General features: G+C 53.1%; 13 protein-coding genes. 4 read left to right on the top strand and 9 right to left on the bottom strand.

Going from position 1 to position 14,413, the window contains the following annotated elements:
- Positions 1–555: 555 nt before the first annotated feature.
- On the top strand, positions 556–996 hold the full coding sequence (locus D5S03_RS10855) for a CBS domain-containing protein (RefSeq protein WP_008871724.1): 441 nt from the start codon (positions 556–558) through the stop codon (positions 994–996).
- A 27-nt stretch (positions 997–1,023) separates the two neighbouring features.
- Here D5S03_RS10855 and wrbA read toward each other — a convergent pair whose 3' ends face one another.
- From wrbA to D5S03_RS10870, 3 genes are all read right to left on the bottom strand, one after another.
- On the bottom strand, positions 1,024–1,632 hold the full coding sequence (gene wrbA, locus D5S03_RS10860) for an NAD(P)H:quinone oxidoreductase (protein ID WP_008871725.1): 609 nt from the start codon (positions 1,630–1,632) through the stop codon (positions 1,024–1,026).
- Positions 1,629–3,047 (bottom strand): hypothetical protein, encoded by a 1,419-nt coding sequence (locus tag D5S03_RS10865; protein ID WP_008871726.1) that lies wholly within the window; start codon positions 3,045–3,047, stop codon positions 1,629–1,631. The genes wrbA and D5S03_RS10865 overlap by 4 nt, the downstream gene beginning before the upstream one ends.
- Before the next feature lie 66 nt (positions 3,048–3,113).
- Positions 3,114–3,914, bottom strand: coding sequence for a ParA family protein (locus D5S03_RS10870; RefSeq protein ID WP_008871727.1), 801 nt, complete (start codon positions 3,912–3,914; stop codon positions 3,114–3,116).
- 228 nt (positions 3,915–4,142) lie between these two features.
- Between D5S03_RS10870 and D5S03_RS10875 the strand changes: the two genes are divergently transcribed.
- Both D5S03_RS10875 and D5S03_RS10880 read left to right on the top strand, forming a co-directional pair.
- Positions 4,143–4,898: an NlpC/P60 family protein gene (locus D5S03_RS10875; protein ID WP_208596446.1), complete on the top strand. Its 756-nt coding sequence runs from the start codon at positions 4,143–4,145 to the stop codon at positions 4,896–4,898.
- A 250-nt stretch (positions 4,899–5,148) separates the two neighbouring features.
- Positions 5,149–6,597: a CCA tRNA nucleotidyltransferase gene (locus tag D5S03_RS10880; RefSeq protein ID WP_287043985.1), complete on the top strand. Its 1,449-nt coding sequence runs from the start codon at positions 5,149–5,151 to the stop codon at positions 6,595–6,597.
- 140 nt (positions 6,598–6,737) lie between these two features.
- On the opposite strand, the gene D5S03_RS10885 is transcribed toward D5S03_RS10880, so the two are convergent.
- The 3 genes from D5S03_RS10885 to D5S03_RS10895 form a co-directional block, all read right to left on the bottom strand.
- On the bottom strand, positions 6,738–8,390 hold the full coding sequence (locus tag D5S03_RS10885) for an ABC1 kinase family protein (RefSeq protein WP_287043987.1): 1,653 nt from the start codon (positions 8,388–8,390) through the stop codon (positions 6,738–6,740).
- Between the two features lie 145 nt (positions 8,391–8,535).
- Complete coding sequence (locus D5S03_RS10890; RefSeq protein WP_008871731.1) at positions 8,536–8,868, bottom strand: phasin family protein; 333 nt, start codon at positions 8,866–8,868, stop codon at positions 8,536–8,538.
- A 20-nt stretch (positions 8,869–8,888) separates the two neighbouring features.
- The gene (locus D5S03_RS10895) at positions 8,889–10,232 is read right to left on the bottom strand and encodes a TrpB-like pyridoxal phosphate-dependent enzyme (protein ID WP_287043989.1); all 1,344 of its coding nucleotides are present in this window, start codon (positions 10,230–10,232) and stop codon (positions 8,889–8,891) included.
- A gap of 280 nt (positions 10,233–10,512) precedes the next feature.
- Here D5S03_RS10895 and D5S03_RS10900 point away from each other — a divergent pair, with 280 nt between their 5' ends.
- Positions 10,513–11,298 (top strand): lysophospholipid acyltransferase family protein, encoded by a 786-nt coding sequence (locus D5S03_RS10900; protein WP_008871733.1) that lies wholly within the window; start codon positions 10,513–10,515, stop codon positions 11,296–11,298.
- A 281-nt stretch (positions 11,299–11,579) separates the two neighbouring features.
- Here D5S03_RS10900 and D5S03_RS10905 read toward each other — a convergent pair whose 3' ends face one another.
- The 3 genes from D5S03_RS10905 to infA are packed head-to-tail and all read right to left on the bottom strand — an operon-like array spanning position 11,580 to position 13,975.
- The gene (locus tag D5S03_RS10905) at positions 11,580–12,812 is read right to left on the bottom strand and encodes a peptidase U32 family protein (RefSeq protein WP_287043990.1); all 1,233 of its coding nucleotides are present in this window, start codon (positions 12,810–12,812) and stop codon (positions 11,580–11,582) included.
- A gap of 29 nt (positions 12,813–12,841) precedes the next feature.
- Positions 12,842–13,699, bottom strand: a complete 858-nt coding sequence (locus D5S03_RS10910; RefSeq protein ID WP_287043991.1) for a PHP domain-containing protein — start codon at positions 13,697–13,699, stop codon at positions 12,842–12,844.
- 57 nt (positions 13,700–13,756) lie between these two features.
- A complete protein-coding gene (gene infA / locus D5S03_RS10915; RefSeq protein WP_008871736.1) occupies positions 13,757–13,975 on the bottom strand; it encodes a translation initiation factor IF-1 in 219 nt (72 codons plus the stop codon).
- Positions 13,976–14,413 lie beyond the last annotated feature (438 nt).

Consider the following 14,413-nt stretch of genomic DNA (forward strand, 5'->3'; position numbering starts at 1 on the left):
CCACGGGCCTCTATCTGTTCCCGGACCATCTTTTCCCGGACTCTTTTAGGATCAACGCTCAATTTCTACACCACCGGACAGCAGTTTAATCGTAACCATTCAGGGGGCAGAGACCGGCCAGGGGGACAGTCCCCGCGACACTTTTACTGCCAATATGAAAAGTACAGACGCAAAATTTTGTGAAGCTTCATAATCATAACTTAGCGGGGGCAGTCCCCTGGCCTTGTGCCATCAGCCACCAACGAGGTCCCCCTGAATGGTTACGATTAATCAGTTTCGCACTACCTGCAACCAGAAAACCGCGGGAACCAGGTCTGTCTTCATAAAAAGTTTTTCAACCTCTGTCCATTTATAATTTCTGGATACCTGGCAGGCAGATGCGTGTCCTCTGGAAAAACCGCCTGAAACAACTGATTCATACGGTTCAAGAGGACTGTCCCAGGCCCGAGAGATTGTTTGACTATCGCACGGGGCAAAGGTAATGATATTTCCGGGAAAAGGCAAAGTGACCTCGAGGATAAACGGCTGCAAAATAAAGAGTCAAGGCAGGAATTTATGCTTACTGTAAAGGATCTCATGACCCGGGACATTTTTACTCTGCAGGCAACGGACAACCTGGCCCTGGCCAGGTCTCTCATGGACCTGGCGCGCATCAGGCATATACCCATTGTGGATCATGACATGTGTTTTACAGGTCTGATCACCCACCGTGATATACTTTCAGCCACTGTTTCAAAGCTGGCAGGAGTGGACTCTCAGACCCAGGAAGAGCTGGATATGGGTATTCCGGTTCAGGAAATCATGAACACCAGGGTCAAGACCATTCACCCCGATGACAACCTCAGGGATGCCGCAAGCTTGCTCCTGGAGCACAAGTACGGCTGCCTGCCGGTGGTGATGGATGATAAACTGGTGGGTATCCTCACTGAGGCAGACTTCCTGAGCCTGACCATAAGCCTCATGGACGCCCTGGGCGAGGATCATGAGCTGCCCTGAAATCAGCCCGGGCATGCCGGGAAAGGATCAGGCCAGCCTGGCCGCAATGCCGGCTACATGCCCGCCCTGAAACATGGCTGCGTCCAGTTCGTTTTGACTGGGCATCCGCGAACCATCGCTGTCTGCGATAGTAGATGCTCCGTAAGGTGATCCACCGGTGACTTCCTGAGTGCCCATCTGCCCCTGGAAGGTATACGGCAGTCCAACCACAACCATGCCGTGATGCAGAAGGGTAGTGTGAAAACTGAGCAGGGTGGACTCCTGCCCGCCATGCTGAGTGGCGCTGCTGGTGAAAACACTTCCAGCCTTGCCCACCAGAGCACCCCTGGCCCACAGACTCCCGGTACCGTCCAGAAACTGGCGCATCTGCCCGCACATATTTCCAAATCGAGTGGGCGTCCCGAATATGATGCCCTGGGCTTCTTCCAGCTCCTCCACCGTACATACCGGTATATCCTGCATCTCTTTTGCGGCTTCGAGGGCTCCCATTTTTTCCAGGATGTCGCTGCTCAAGGTTTCAGGCACCCTTCTAAGATCAACCCGGGCTCCGGCAACCCTGGATGCCCCCTGGGCCGCGGCCCGGGCCATAGCCAGAACATGGCCGTACATGGAATAAAAAACAACTTTTATAATCATTTCTTTTCACCTTTTTTAAATCCCAGGGATGCGAGTATCTTTTCCCATACGCCCGGGTTGTGCCTTGGCTGCTGCAGATAATTAAGCCCCATCCATACGCCGTGAGAAGCCGCCATCTGAAAATCTTTTCTGGCTGCAAATTCCTTGCCCTGCTTCAGCAGCACCACTCCGCGATTGTGATAGGCTTCGCCGAAATCTGGCTTTAGATTGACTGCTGTGCTGAAATCGTTCAGGGATTCCTGCATCCTGTATTCGTCCATGTTGGCAAGACCCCGGTCATTGTGCAGTTCGGCCCGCTCCGGGTCTTTTTCAATGGCTGCTGTCAAAAACTCTATGGCCTGCTGCGGCGCAACGTAGCTTACCCCGTTCCACAATTTGTCAGCTTTGTTTCTCCAGTCGTTTGCAGACATTTTCCCTCCGCTTTCCTCTTGTATACTTTTATCCTCGCCTATCTTGTTCATCTTCTCAACCTTGTCCAGAAGTTCCTTTTTTTCGCCTTCAAGGCCTTTGTTATGCTGCTCCAGGCGCGAAATCTTTTCCTGCAGCTCCACTGCATTCTCTTTCAGGGACTGCACTTCCTCGGTCAGTTTGCCTTTTTCTCCGGCCTCCTGCTCCAATCTCTTTTCTTTTTCCTGCAGCTTCTCTTCCAGTTCTTTTTGGATCCGGGCGTTACTGTCAACCTCTGACTTGAGTTCCAGCAACTGCTGATCCTTGTCTTTTATTTCCTGATCCAGGATTTCATCTCTGGCTTTGAGCTTTTCTTCCAGTTCTTTCCGGGCCTGGGCATTACTGTCAACCTCAGACTTAAGCTCCTGTATCTGCTGATCCTTGTCCTTTATTGCCTGCTCCAGGTCTTTATCTCTGGCTCTTAGTTTCTCTTCCAGCTCTTCCCGGGCCTGAATGTTTCTGTCCAGTTCTGCCTTCAGCTCCTTTTCCCTGTTCTGGTGCTGGGACAAAAGCATGACTTTGCTGGACAGATCGTCTTCCAGTCCTTCCTTCTGAGAGCGGAGCTGTTCCAGCTCATTGTCTTTTTCCTTCTTGTCCTGCAAGGCCTGGTCAAGCCGGGCCTGGATATAAAAGTAGTCCCGCTCCAGACGCTCCATCTCCTGCACAAGATTCTGCATGCGCTCCATGATCTGGGCTTTGGTTTCCTTAGAGCCGGGCATTTTTTTGGGATCATACCCTTCTGCCAAAGCCTCGTCCTGAGAATCTTCGCTTTGATCCTGCCGGGACTTTTTTTCTTCCTGTTCTTCTTTGCTTAAAGGAACACTCTCTCCCTGGGAGATGCCGATCTCTCTTTTCAGACTGCTTTCCACCTGGTCACTCAAGAGACTTTTCAGTGCCTGTCCGCTTTCATTCTGAAACCTTTTTTTCTTACTCTGTCTGTTCTGCTTGCTTTGCTTCTGCTTGGCCATAACACTTCCTTGGAGTAGGTTGATCCTGTCTTTTATTTTTATCTGACTGTGGCAAAAGCCCTGGCTTTAATGCTTTTGCATCTGATCCAGCCTGGCCACCATTTCCCGGGCAAAGGCCATATAATCCAGGCATCCTGCTGACCTTGGCTCCATATCACACACGCACCTGTTGCTCAGGTTGGCCTTGTTGATGGCTGTATTCCTCCGGACAACACTTTTGAAAAGCAGGTCCTGAAAATATTGCTCAATGGCTTCGCGTACGGTTTTGCCTGCTGTAGTCCGCCCGTCGAACATGGTAATCAGGGCACCCAGCAGTCGGATGCCGGAGTTGCTGTCCTCCCGGATGGCCTCCATGGCCTGCATGAGATGTCCCACGCCCTGCAGGGCATATACTGATTCACCTTCTATGGGAAGTATGTAATAGTCGGAAGCGGCAATGGCGTTGGTTATAAGGGCTCCTTCTATCTGCGGGGGGCAGTCCACAAGGATATAATCGTGTTTGCGGCCCGTTTCTGCAAGCTCTGCAAGCCTGTTTTTCAGGCCGAAAATGCGCTTGGCGGAGTTGGCAGGCAGCCCTGCCACAAGGGAGTAGGTATTCAGGTTGGCCGGGATGAGGTCAACATTGTAAGGGGTGTGCACCAGGCACTTTTCAGTGGCAAGATCCCGGTCAGCCAGAAGGTTGCCCACGGAATATTCGTGTTCAAATGGATTGCTGCGGCTCAGGGTCAAGGTGGAGTTGCCCTGCGGGTCGAGGTCGACAACCAGCACTTTGTATCCCTGCAGAACAAGGATATGGGCCGTATTGACCACGCTGGTGGTCTTTCCTACGCCCCCTTTGTAGTTGGAAAAGGAAATCACCCTGCTCATAGATTATTAACCGGCACGTAAGGGCAGGCCTGCTGAACAAACCCGGCTACAGAATTTTTAAAAGTAAATTAGTCCATACATAAGCGCAACCTGCCTGTTTAGTCAATGCCTGACAGGGTGGAAACATAGGAAATATAGCTGCAAAAAGCAAAAACGCGCAGGACTGGAAACACTTCCTTCTTGCAGATGCCTCTTGACACTGACTGTAAAATCGGGAAAAAATCCAGCATGCTGAAACAGCTTCCTGGTATTCTCAACCTGCTGCTGATATTTGTCCTGCTTTGCGCCTGCGCGCCGAGGGAACCTGCACCGGATCATCCTCCACCGAAAAAAAAGCTGGACAGTATGCAGTACAGCATCCAGGCCGGAGCGTTTTCTGTTCTGGACAATGCTGTATCCCTTATGGAAAACCTGAAGCAGCAGGGTCTGGAAGCCTATTACTTTAAGGACGAAGACGGTCTGTATAAAGTCCGTGTGGGCAATTTTTCAGACTTCCAGCAGGCAGGACAAAAGGCCCAGGACCTCAGGAGACAGGGGGTATTGCAGGAATACTTTGTTGTGGATCCACAAAGCTATCCTTCAGCCCGGGCAGTTGAAAAAGGCACCGACTACGTCCGCAGCCGGTTGGTGGAGACAGCCCGGGAGTTCATCGGTGTGCCTTACAAGTGGGGAGGGTCGTCCCCGGATTCCGGGTTTGACTGCAGCGGACTGACCATGGTGGTTTACCGCCACAACGGCCTGGATCTTCCCAGGGTGGCAGCCAGGCAGTACCAGGCAGGCACCCCTGTACCCCGGGACTCCCTGCAAAAGGGAGACCTGATATTCTTCGACACCCGGGACAAGGGCAAGGTGACCCATGTTGGCATCTATATCGGTAACGGCCGATTCATTCACGCCCCTTCCAGCGGGCGCGACGTCACCAGGGCCAGCCTTTCTTCTCCCTATTTCCGCAACCGTTACCTGGGAGCCAGGTCTTATCTATAGAGCAACTGACTGCCCTCTTTAGGCTTACTCCTGAAACCCTGCCTGCCCCCTTAAGCAACGCTGAAAGCGTTCCTGTGGAGCAGGGTTTAAGTGGGGTCATAAAAAACAAGAAATAGTTATCAGTTAATAGTTAATTGCTGAAGAACAAAAGCCAAAATTAACTGACTTACCCCATTAACAATTAACAAATAACAGATAACTGGGATGCGGGCAAAGCCTGCCTTAGTGTAATAAAAGGCAATACATTTTCATGTCCCCTCACAATATTCATCATCCATTTTCAGGCTCCCATGCCCCGTGCAGCCCTGCCGCCCACAGCCTTTCCAGCCTTCCTGACCATCCGGAAATAGCCGCGGCCTTAGATGTAATACGCATCATGAAAACTCTGGGCTTCACTGCTCTCATGGTTGGCGGAGCAGTCCGGGACATTCTCCTTGAACGCCCGGTCAGGGACGTGGACCTGGCCTCGGATATGCCTTTAGAGAGCCTGCGTAAACATTTCAGGGCCTTTGAGACAGGCAGGAGCCGCCTTTTTCATACCCTGTGCATAGTCCATCAGGGGCAGCATCTGGAAACCACTCTTTTCAGAACAAAACATTCTCTGCCCGCTGAAAGACCAGACCAGGAAGATACAAAGCACAGCCTGTTTTTACAGGACGCCCGGCACCGGGATTTCACCATAAACGCCATGGCCCTGGATGAACAGCTGGACCTGCTGGATCCCTTCCACGGCAAAAAGGATCTGGACCGGGGACTGATCCGGGCGGTGGAAAATCCCCGGGAACGTATAACCGAAGACCCCCTGCGCATGCTCAGGGCGGCTCGCCTTGCCTGTGAACTGGATTTTGAAATAGAGGAGAAAACAGCTCTGAGCATATCCGGGTTGGCCCGGGATATATCCGACGTGGCCCCGGAAAGGCTGGGGCGGGAAATACTGAAAATGGCCTCCCTGAGCGGACCGCGGTTCGCAAGAGGCATCAGGCTCCTGGACCGGCTGGGGCTGCTGCCGGTCGTGCTGCCCGAGGTTGACGCCCTCAAGGGACTCTACCATGACCCCAGGCATCATCCGGAAGGTGATGTATTCATACACACACTAAGAGCCATCCAGTGCAATGACCTTGCTCATGACTCCCTGAATATGGCTTTGCTGGCCCATGACCTGGGCAAGACGGACATTGCCGCCCGGCACCCCGGCACGGGCTTCTACCGCGGTCATGACCGCGCCGCGGAATATATAATCCGGCAAATGGGCCAAAGGCTGAGGCTTCCAGGGAGGATAACCAGGGCCATGCAGGCAGTGGCTGCTAACCACATGCGCATGCATGGTCTTGATGAAATGCGGCCATCGAAAATCCTGGAGATGGTTGAGCACCCCCACTGGGCCCTTCTGGCCAGGGCCTCCGTCTGCGATCATGCAGCCCGGGGGAAAGAGCACGGGAAGTTACAGCAGAAAAAAATTGCGCTTGCCCTGAAAAAAATCAGGCCCTTGCTGAATGAAGCCACCGGGCAGGCCAGACCGGTTATAACCGGCAACCAGGTCATGCAGGCCGCCAAAATCCCCCCGGGGCCCCTGGTGGGAAGGATAATCCGGGAAACCACAGCCTGGGCCAGGGATAAGGGCATAAAGGATCAAAACCTGATACTTGATTACGCCAGAAATCTGGCCCAGGAACTACAAAAGGAAAACACCCGCTCCTGAAAGACTCAAACCCAACACCCCAGAATCCCTGAATCCCCAAATCCCCTAATCCCCAAATCCCCAAATCCCTAAATCCCTGAATCCCCAAATCCCCAAATACCTAAATCCCTGAATCCCTGAATCTCAGTAAAAGTAAATCGTCACCTTTTCCTGGAACGTACCATGGCCATAACTAACCTGAGACTCAGGAAAACAGCGATGATGTAGCCCACTACCCCGAGAGCGGGATAACCCCACAGCCTGGGTCCCGTGTCCGCCATTATGATCATGCCAGAGCCCAGAAACAGGGCCCCGGTGACAATACCCACCACCAGCCGGTTGACCACTCTTTCCAGTGTGGACTGCAGTCCCTCCAGGTTCTGGTGCTGAAAGCGTATGGCCAGTTCCCCCCGGTCCAGCTTGCTGATGATATCCATGGTCTGACGCGGCAGCTCATACTGAAATCTCATCAGGTATCTGATATTTTTCTGCAGGCCCTTCAAAAGATTGGATGGACTGAACCGGTTTTTGCTCATCCTGCGGACCATGGGCTCTGCTTCCTTGATAACGTCTAAATCCGGGTAGAGCATCCTGGCTGTCCCCTCGGCAGTAACCAGGGCCTTGATCATTATGGACAGATCCGTGGTCAGTATCCTGCCGTGATTTCTAAGCAAAGTGGTCAGCTCCATGAGCAGCTGGCCCAGGTTTACCTCTTTTAAAGGCAGCCGGGTGAAATGGCTGACCACCTCCAGGACCTCGTTTTGAAGCATGCCCCGGTTTACATTTTCCCGGCCGGTGGTAAAGGAAATAAGTATTTCCGTTACCTCCTCGACGTCATTGTCCACCACCGCGCCTATGAGGTCTATGAGCTCGTAGCGCACCTTGTTGGTAAGACGGCCCACCATGCCCCAGTCCAGGAGAATCATATTCTCATCCTCGTCTATGAGGATATTTCCCGGATGGGGATCGGCATGGAAAAAACCCTGCTCCAGGACCTGGCGGATGGAGAAATTAAGCCCCCTCTTGGCCAGGCTGGCCCTGTTCTTGAGTTCACTGACCCTGACGTCTTTCATCTTGCTGCCACGGGACAGCTCCATGGTTATGACCAGTTCTCCGCAAAGTTCGGGATACACTTCCGGTATCAGAATCTTTTCCTCGGGCAGGGTGTGTGTGCGTACCACCTGCATGTTGCGCATTTCCTGGGCGAAATTGAGTTCCTGAAGCATGAGCTTCCTGATACGCTGTACCAGTTGAGGAAGGTTGTATACCTTGAAGGACTCCATACGCCCGTCCAGGCGGATGGCTATCCTTTCCAGTATGTCCATATCGCTTTTGATGGTTTCAGCGATATCCGGACGCTGAATTTTCAGGGCTACTTCCTGGTTGCTGCCCTTGAGCCACGCCTTGTGCACCTGGGCCAGTGAAGCTGCTGCAATGGGGGTCTCCTCGATTTCGGAAAATATATCTTCCAGGGGCTGAGCAAAATTATCCTGCAGGACTTTTCTAATCTCGGAAAACTCTTCAGCCGGCACGTCATCCTGCAGTTTGCGCAACTCCTCCAGAAGTTCCCTGGGTAGCAGGTCAGCACGCTGGGAAAGAATCTGGCCGCATTTTATAAAGGTCGGCCCCAGTTCTTCCAGCACCATGCGCATACGCTCCCACCTGGTAAGATGCATGGTATGCACCCTGATCTTTTCCAGGTATTTGCGTCCAGGAACATCTAAGCGGTCCACCACGTCGTCAAACCCGTATTTGACCAGGGTGGTTACTATTTCCCGGAAGCGCCCCAGGTGGACTATAGCTCGTATATCCATTCAGTTTACCCCATATTAAGGATGCACCTGCAAAAAGTGTAGACTGCCTTTTTGCAGGTGCGTCTTGAAGGGAACAGGATTTTATATGGTCCAGCCTCTGCCCGGCATTTCCCGTTAAAAAACTGCCCAGGCAGCAAAAACAGGGCTATTCCTTCTTTTCCGCCTGCATTTTCAGGCTTTCCAGCGCGGACACCCTGTCTTCCAGGCTGGATACTCTGGCCTCCAGGTCCTGAACTTCTTCGCGTCCAGCCAGTTCCAGCCTTTCACGTCCAGTCTTGACCGTGTTCAACAGCCACTCCTGGACTTCCGACTGCTGATTTTCGCTCTTCTGAATAAATTCCCGGACCAGACTCTCTCCTTCCTCGGCGGAAATCTTTCCCTTTTCCACCATCTGGTTGACCTTCTTTTCCAGTTCTTCTGCTGTCACCACCACCAGCCCAAGACCGGTAAGAACCCCTTTTTTAAATACATCCAGCATAATTTTTTCTCCTTTTTTTGCTAAATTTCCGGGCATTCCGACAGAGACTTTTCGATCTCGTCGTCGGAAAAGGCCTGATCCTTGAGTTCACCCTTGAGATAAGCATCATAGGATCCCAGGTCCAGCAACCCATGGCCGGAATAAAGAAAAACTACCACCTGGCCTGGATCAGCCTCTTTTGCCGCATCAATGGCGGCTTTGATGGCATGCGCCGTTTCCGGGGCGGGCAAAAACCCTTCAGTCTGCATAAACAGCCTGGCTGCGTCAAAAACTTCGTTTTGAAAATATGCCCTGGCCTCCAGAAGCCCCAGCTTGGCCGCGTGGGACACTATGGGCGCCTCACCGTGGTATCTTAAGCCCCCGGAGTGAATGGGCGGCGGGAAATACCCATGCCCCAGGGTATACATCTTGATAAGCGGAGTCTGCCTGGCCATGTCCCCGTAATCATAAGCAAATCTGCCCTTGGTCAGAGTGGGGCAGGCCTGCGGCTCCACGGCCATGAACCGGATCTTTTGACCCTCGAGCTTTTCCGGCATGTACGGCAGGACCAGACCACCAAAGTTGCTGCCCCCTCCAACGCAGCCAATGAGTACATCCGGGGTTTCGCCTGCAATCTCAAGCTGTTTCTTGACTTCCAGCCCGGTTATGGTCTGATGATGGATAACATGGTTCAAAACACTGCCCAGGGCGTACTTGGTGTCATTATTCTGTGCCGCATCTTCCACGGCCTCGGAAATGGCCAGCCCCAGGCTGCCCCCGGAATTGGGATCCTGTTCCAATACTTTACGGCCCACACTTGTATGCCTGGAGGGCGAAGGGAAAACTTCACCCCCGTAGGCCCGGATAATTATCCCACGGTAGGGCTTCTGGTCATAGCTGCAGCGGACCATGTACACAGTGCATTTCATGTCCAGCATTTTGCAGGCAAATGAAAGGGCCGTGCCCCACTGGCCGGCACCTGTCTCTGTGGCCAGACGGCGCACCCCTTCCATCTTATTGTAGTATGCCTGGGCCACTGCGGTGTTGGGCTTGTGCGAGCCCGCCGGGGACACGGATTCATCCTTGTAGTAGATCCTGGCCTTGCTTCCTATGGCCTGTTCCAGCCGCCTGGCCCTTACCAGGGGGGAGGGTCTGTAAAGTCTGTAAATCTCCTGAATGGCCTCTGGTATATCGATCCAGCGCTCCCCGGACATCTCCTGTTCGATGAGGGACATGGGAAATATCGCCGAGAGCTTTTCCGGAGCTATGGGCTTTCTGGTCTCGGGATCCAGGGGCGGGGCCATGGGTTCGGGCAGGTCCGGCATGACATTGTACCAACTGGTGGGCATATCCTTTTCTTCGAGTAAAATCTTGGTCTGCTGCATGCTGCTTTCTCCTTGTACGTGAACTGGAATTCGTGCTTAAGTCCTGGACATCTACTATAGCCCGGGATCTTTTTCAAGCAGGGGCTTCCGGCTTGATCTCCTTGCATTTCGGCACAGGTTTGCATAAGCAGTTGGATGTAGCATGGACAATCCCCGGCCGGATATTTTGAAAACCGGAAAAAACCTTTTTTTGCTTGTAACTGTTCACCATGATAATTGGTTTTGAGCTTTCATCTCTGCACTTTTATTTTCGACTTGGAACTCACAGGACTCTGAACATATGAAGTGGATAAGGTGTGTATTTCGCATTGCAGCTTCCCTGGCCCTGGCAGCCTGCTATGCCCTGGCCTCCTGCACCGTGGCCATACTGGTGCGCGATTTCAATCAGAGGCTGCACTGGTATTCCAGGAACACAGGCTTTTTCAGCCCACTGCTCCTGAAAATCATGGGAGTCAGGGTGAACATTGTGGATCATACCGGGGGCCAGGGCATCAGACCCGGTACCCTTTTGGTCTGCAACCATCTTTCCTACAAGGATATTTTTATCCTGTCCTCATTAAGGCCTATGTTGTTTATATCTTCAGTGGAGCTTTCCAGGACCTTTTTTCTGGGGCGCATGGCCAGGTTCGGCGGCACAGTATTCGTGGAGAGACGCAGTCCAGCAGGGCTTCGCCGGGAAATAAGGCAGATCTCGGATCTTTTGAGGCAGGACTTTGTTCTGACCCTCTTTCCCGAAGCCGGGACCTCCGACGGAGAGGGGCTTTTTCCCTTCAAGCCGGCCCTTTTTCAGTCCGCCATACAGGCCGGCACCAGGGTTCAGCCGGTATGTATCCGCTACTGCGCCCTGGACGGAAGGCCGGTCAATTCCGCCCGGCGCAGGCGAGTGGTCTGGCACCGCACACTTTTTATCACCCACATATTAAAACTCTTCACCCACTCCCGGGTCCAGGCCGATGTGGAGATCTTCAGCCCCATAAACGCAGCTGATAAATCCCGCAAAGATATCATGCAGCAGTCCTTCAGACTCATCCAGGACTGCTACCGGCAGGAACTGGAAAGATACTGATTTCGTAACTATTCAGCACCCTTGAACGAAAAGCCAGGGGCCGGGGGTTCGGCAAACTGGGCGTAAACTGTCTGAGCGACGTAGGAAGCGTTAATCAAAACCGTTAAACACTCAACTTGATTCAAAGCATAACATAAATTGAAGCTTTTCTGGTTGAAAAAACTTGAAGAGGTTTTGATTTACGCTTCCTTGGAGCGAGTTTTTACGTCCTGTTTGCCGAATTTCCGGACCACTGGGAGTCATATCATTAAGGTGAACAGTTACCTGATTTCAACCGAAAATCAGGCCCGGCGCAGGAGCAGGTGCTCTTTGATAAGCTCATGAGCGGTGGTCAAAACCACCTGCTGACCTGAATGCGCGGTTTGCAGCTCTTCCTGGTTTATTCCCTCCAGGAGGTAATCTCCCTGCCGCAGTCCTGGCCTTTCAAGCCCCGGCAGCACCAGCTCCAGGTCCATGTCCCGGGACCACCTGGACTTGACCTGTACTAACCACCTCTGCCCTCCCAGCTTCTTTTCCACGCTGGCCAGGATCTTTTTACGCCCTGATTCCAGGGCAGGTTTGCTGAAGATTTTGTTTGCAGGCAGGAAGAACCCGGACCCCAGGGGCCTGCTGCTTACGCTGGCCAGCTCTTCAAGGTACAGCCCGGGCCTGAAATCACCACGGGCAAGATCGTCCAGGGCTGTCCTGTATACGTCTGTAGTCACCCCCAGGTAGGACACACTCTTCATACGCCCCTCGATCTTTATAGAAGAAATCCCCTGACGCCGAAGCCATCCCAGAAACCTGACCAGGCAAAGATCCTGGGAACTGAAAATCCTGGAATAGCCTTCCTCCTCCCAGACCTGCCAGGTGATCTCCCCGGGTCTTGTCCTTTCCTCCAGGGCCAGGGCCCTGGCCCTGTAGTCAAAACGGCAGGGATGGGTGCAAAGACCCTGATTGGCGGATCTTTTATTCAGATGAGCACTGAGCAGACAATGTCCGGACAGGGCCATGCACATGGCCCCGTGCACAAACATTTCCAGCTGCGGCAGGCCGGTCTGGCGGGACATCTCCCGGATATCCGTCAGGGAAAGCTCCCTGGCCAGGTTGACCCTGTCCACTCCATGCTCTTTCCAGAATCGCGCCGAGGGGGCATTGTATGTTCCGGCCTGGGTGCTCAGGTGCAAAGGGATATGAGGGGCATGCTCCCGGGCCATGGAAATAACCCCGGGGTCGGCTGCAATTATCCCGTCCGGCTTTATTTCGGCCAGAAGTTCGAGGTATTTGCGGACTTTTTGCAGGTATTTCTGAGGCAGGATGGCGTTGAGGCAGAAATATACCCTGGCCTTTGATCTGCGGGCCAGGTCCAGGGCCTGGGGCAGGCTTTCAAAGTCAAATCCAGCGGCTTTGCTGCGCAGGTTCAGATGTGTTCCGCCCAGGTAGACCGCGTCAGCACCGTAGAAAAGAACTGTCTGCAGACGCTTCAGGTCACCGGCCGGACATAAAAGTTCCGGGAGGGATGCGGGGTCTTTCACCGGGGACTCCTGTGCCTTATGACCGGGACCTAAACCCAGAGCCCGTTCTCAAGTCTTTTCTCCTTCAAGGCCTTTAGAAGAGCATAGGAAAGATTGAGATTGCCCCGGCCGGAGCCAAGTTCTATTTCCGGTTTGACTGAACCATGAAAATCCGAGCCTCCTGTGGGCAACAGGTCCAGCTCACGGCACAGAGAGGCATAAATCTCTGTCTGTTCAATGGTATGTTCGGAATAAAAAACCTCCACCCCGTCCAGACCCAGATCCTTGAGGCGCACAAGCTCCCGGCGCAAGGCATCAGTATCCAGCTGCAAGGAGAAAGGATGGGCCAGGATCACCAGGGCGTTTTCATCCTTTAAAACCGAAATGGCCTTTTCCGGGTCGAATTTCTCTTTGGGCACGTAGGCTTTACCTGTAGCCCCCAGGTAGCGGTCAAAACACTCCTGAACAGAGGTCACCACGCCTTTATCCATGAGAACACGCGAAATATGCGGCCTGCCTACCGAGGCATCTCCGGCCAGGGTCTGCACCTCGGCATAGCTTATATCTATCCCCAGCTTCTGCAGTTTTTCAATGATGACCTCGTTTCGCATGTTCCTTTTGTCCCGCAGTTCCTGCATGGCCTTGTTCAGGGCCGGGGCATCGGACCTGAGCCACAGCCCCAGGATATGCATGAGCCCTGGATATTCGACGCTCAGTTCGCAGCCGGGGACCACCTCCAGGCCCAGGTCATTCCCGGCCTGCAGTGCCTGCATAAGTCCTTTGGTGGTATCATGGTCAGTAAGGGCCAGGGCTTTAAGGCCTATGTTCCTGGCGTGGCTCACAAGCTCATACGGGGTCATGGTCCCGTCAGAAGCCGTGGAGTGTGTGTGCAGGTCAATTTCGGACATGTTTACTGGCAATTAAGCTATAGAGAAAGCAGGGGCTGCGGCAGGCACATATGCGGGTTATTTGAAACGGTAGGTGATGCGGCCGCGGGTAAGATCGTACGGGGACAGTTCTACCTTGACCCTGTCTCCGGGCAGAATACGGATGTAAAATTTGCGCATCTTTCCGGAAATATGTCCCAGGACCTCATGCCCGTTGTCCAGCTTTATCCTGAACATGGCATTGGGCAGGGCCTCTTCCACTACGCCCTCGACTTCTATGGATTCCTCTTTGGCCATACTTTCTCCTTTCGTGCATTAATCTTTCCTAATTACGGCCATCTACAGCACATGTCAAGATTTTTCGTCAGCAACACTTCCGCCCTGTCCCGCGCCTCACATCCCCCTAAATCATGACAGGCAATCATATTACAGATAACTACCATTTCAGCTCAGTCATTTAAGTACGTTGATGTCACACAAGGTTGTCAGTTTATGAGTGCAGCACGGACCACTCCCCTCCTTGGTTAAGGAGGGGCCGGGGGTGGTTCGTTCTGATTAACCACTTCCTTATCCAGATTCCCGCAGGTTCGGCTATGTCGCTGTCACGAAAACTTGTCATTTTATGCCTGCGGCACGGACCACTCCCCTCCTTGGTTAAGGAGGGGCCGGGGGTGGTTCGTTCTGATTAACCACTTCCTTATCCAGATTCCCGCAGGTTCGGCTATGTCGCTGTCA

Origin of the sequence: Desulfonatronospira sp. MSAO_Bac3 (assembly GCF_003838035.1) — a bacterium.
GTDB lineage: Bacteria > Desulfobacterota > Desulfovibrionia > Desulfovibrionales > Desulfonatronovibrionaceae > Desulfonatronospira > Desulfonatronospira thiodismutans.

Coding starts and splice junctions, on each gene's coding strand:
- D5S03_RS10855 (WP_008871724.1), top strand. CDS start 556: ATGCTTACTGTAAAGGATCTCATGACCCGGGACATTTTTACTCTGCAG.
- wrbA (WP_008871725.1), bottom strand. CDS start 1,632: ATGATTATAAAAGTTGTTTTTTATTCCATGTACGGCCATGTTCTGGCT.
- D5S03_RS10865 (WP_008871726.1), bottom strand. CDS start 3,047: ATGGCCAAGCAGAAGCAAAGCAAGCAGAACAGACAGAGTAAGAAAAAA.
- D5S03_RS10870 (WP_008871727.1), bottom strand. CDS start 3,914: ATGAGCAGGGTGATTTCCTTTTCCAACTACAAAGGGGGCGTAGGAAAG.
- D5S03_RS10875 (WP_208596446.1), top strand. CDS start 4,143: ATGCTGAAACAGCTTCCTGGTATTCTCAACCTGCTGCTGATATTTGTC.
- D5S03_RS10880 (WP_287043985.1), top strand. CDS start 5,149: ATGTCCCCTCACAATATTCATCATCCATTTTCAGGCTCCCATGCCCCG.
- D5S03_RS10885 (WP_287043987.1), bottom strand. CDS start 8,390: ATGGATATACGAGCTATAGTCCACCTGGGGCGCTTCCGGGAAATAGTA.
- D5S03_RS10890 (WP_008871731.1), bottom strand. CDS start 8,868: ATGCTGGATGTATTTAAAAAAGGGGTTCTTACCGGTCTTGGGCTGGTG.
- D5S03_RS10895 (WP_287043989.1), bottom strand. CDS start 10,232: ATGCAGCAGACCAAGATTTTACTCGAAGAAAAGGATATGCCCACCAGT.
- D5S03_RS10900 (WP_008871733.1), top strand. CDS start 10,513: ATGAAGTGGATAAGGTGTGTATTTCGCATTGCAGCTTCCCTGGCCCTG.
- D5S03_RS10910 (WP_287043991.1), bottom strand. CDS start 13,699: ATGTCCGAAATTGACCTGCACACACACTCCACGGCTTCTGACGGGACC.
- infA (WP_008871736.1), bottom strand. CDS start 13,975: ATGGCCAAAGAGGAATCCATAGAAGTCGAGGGCGTAGTGGAAGAGGCC.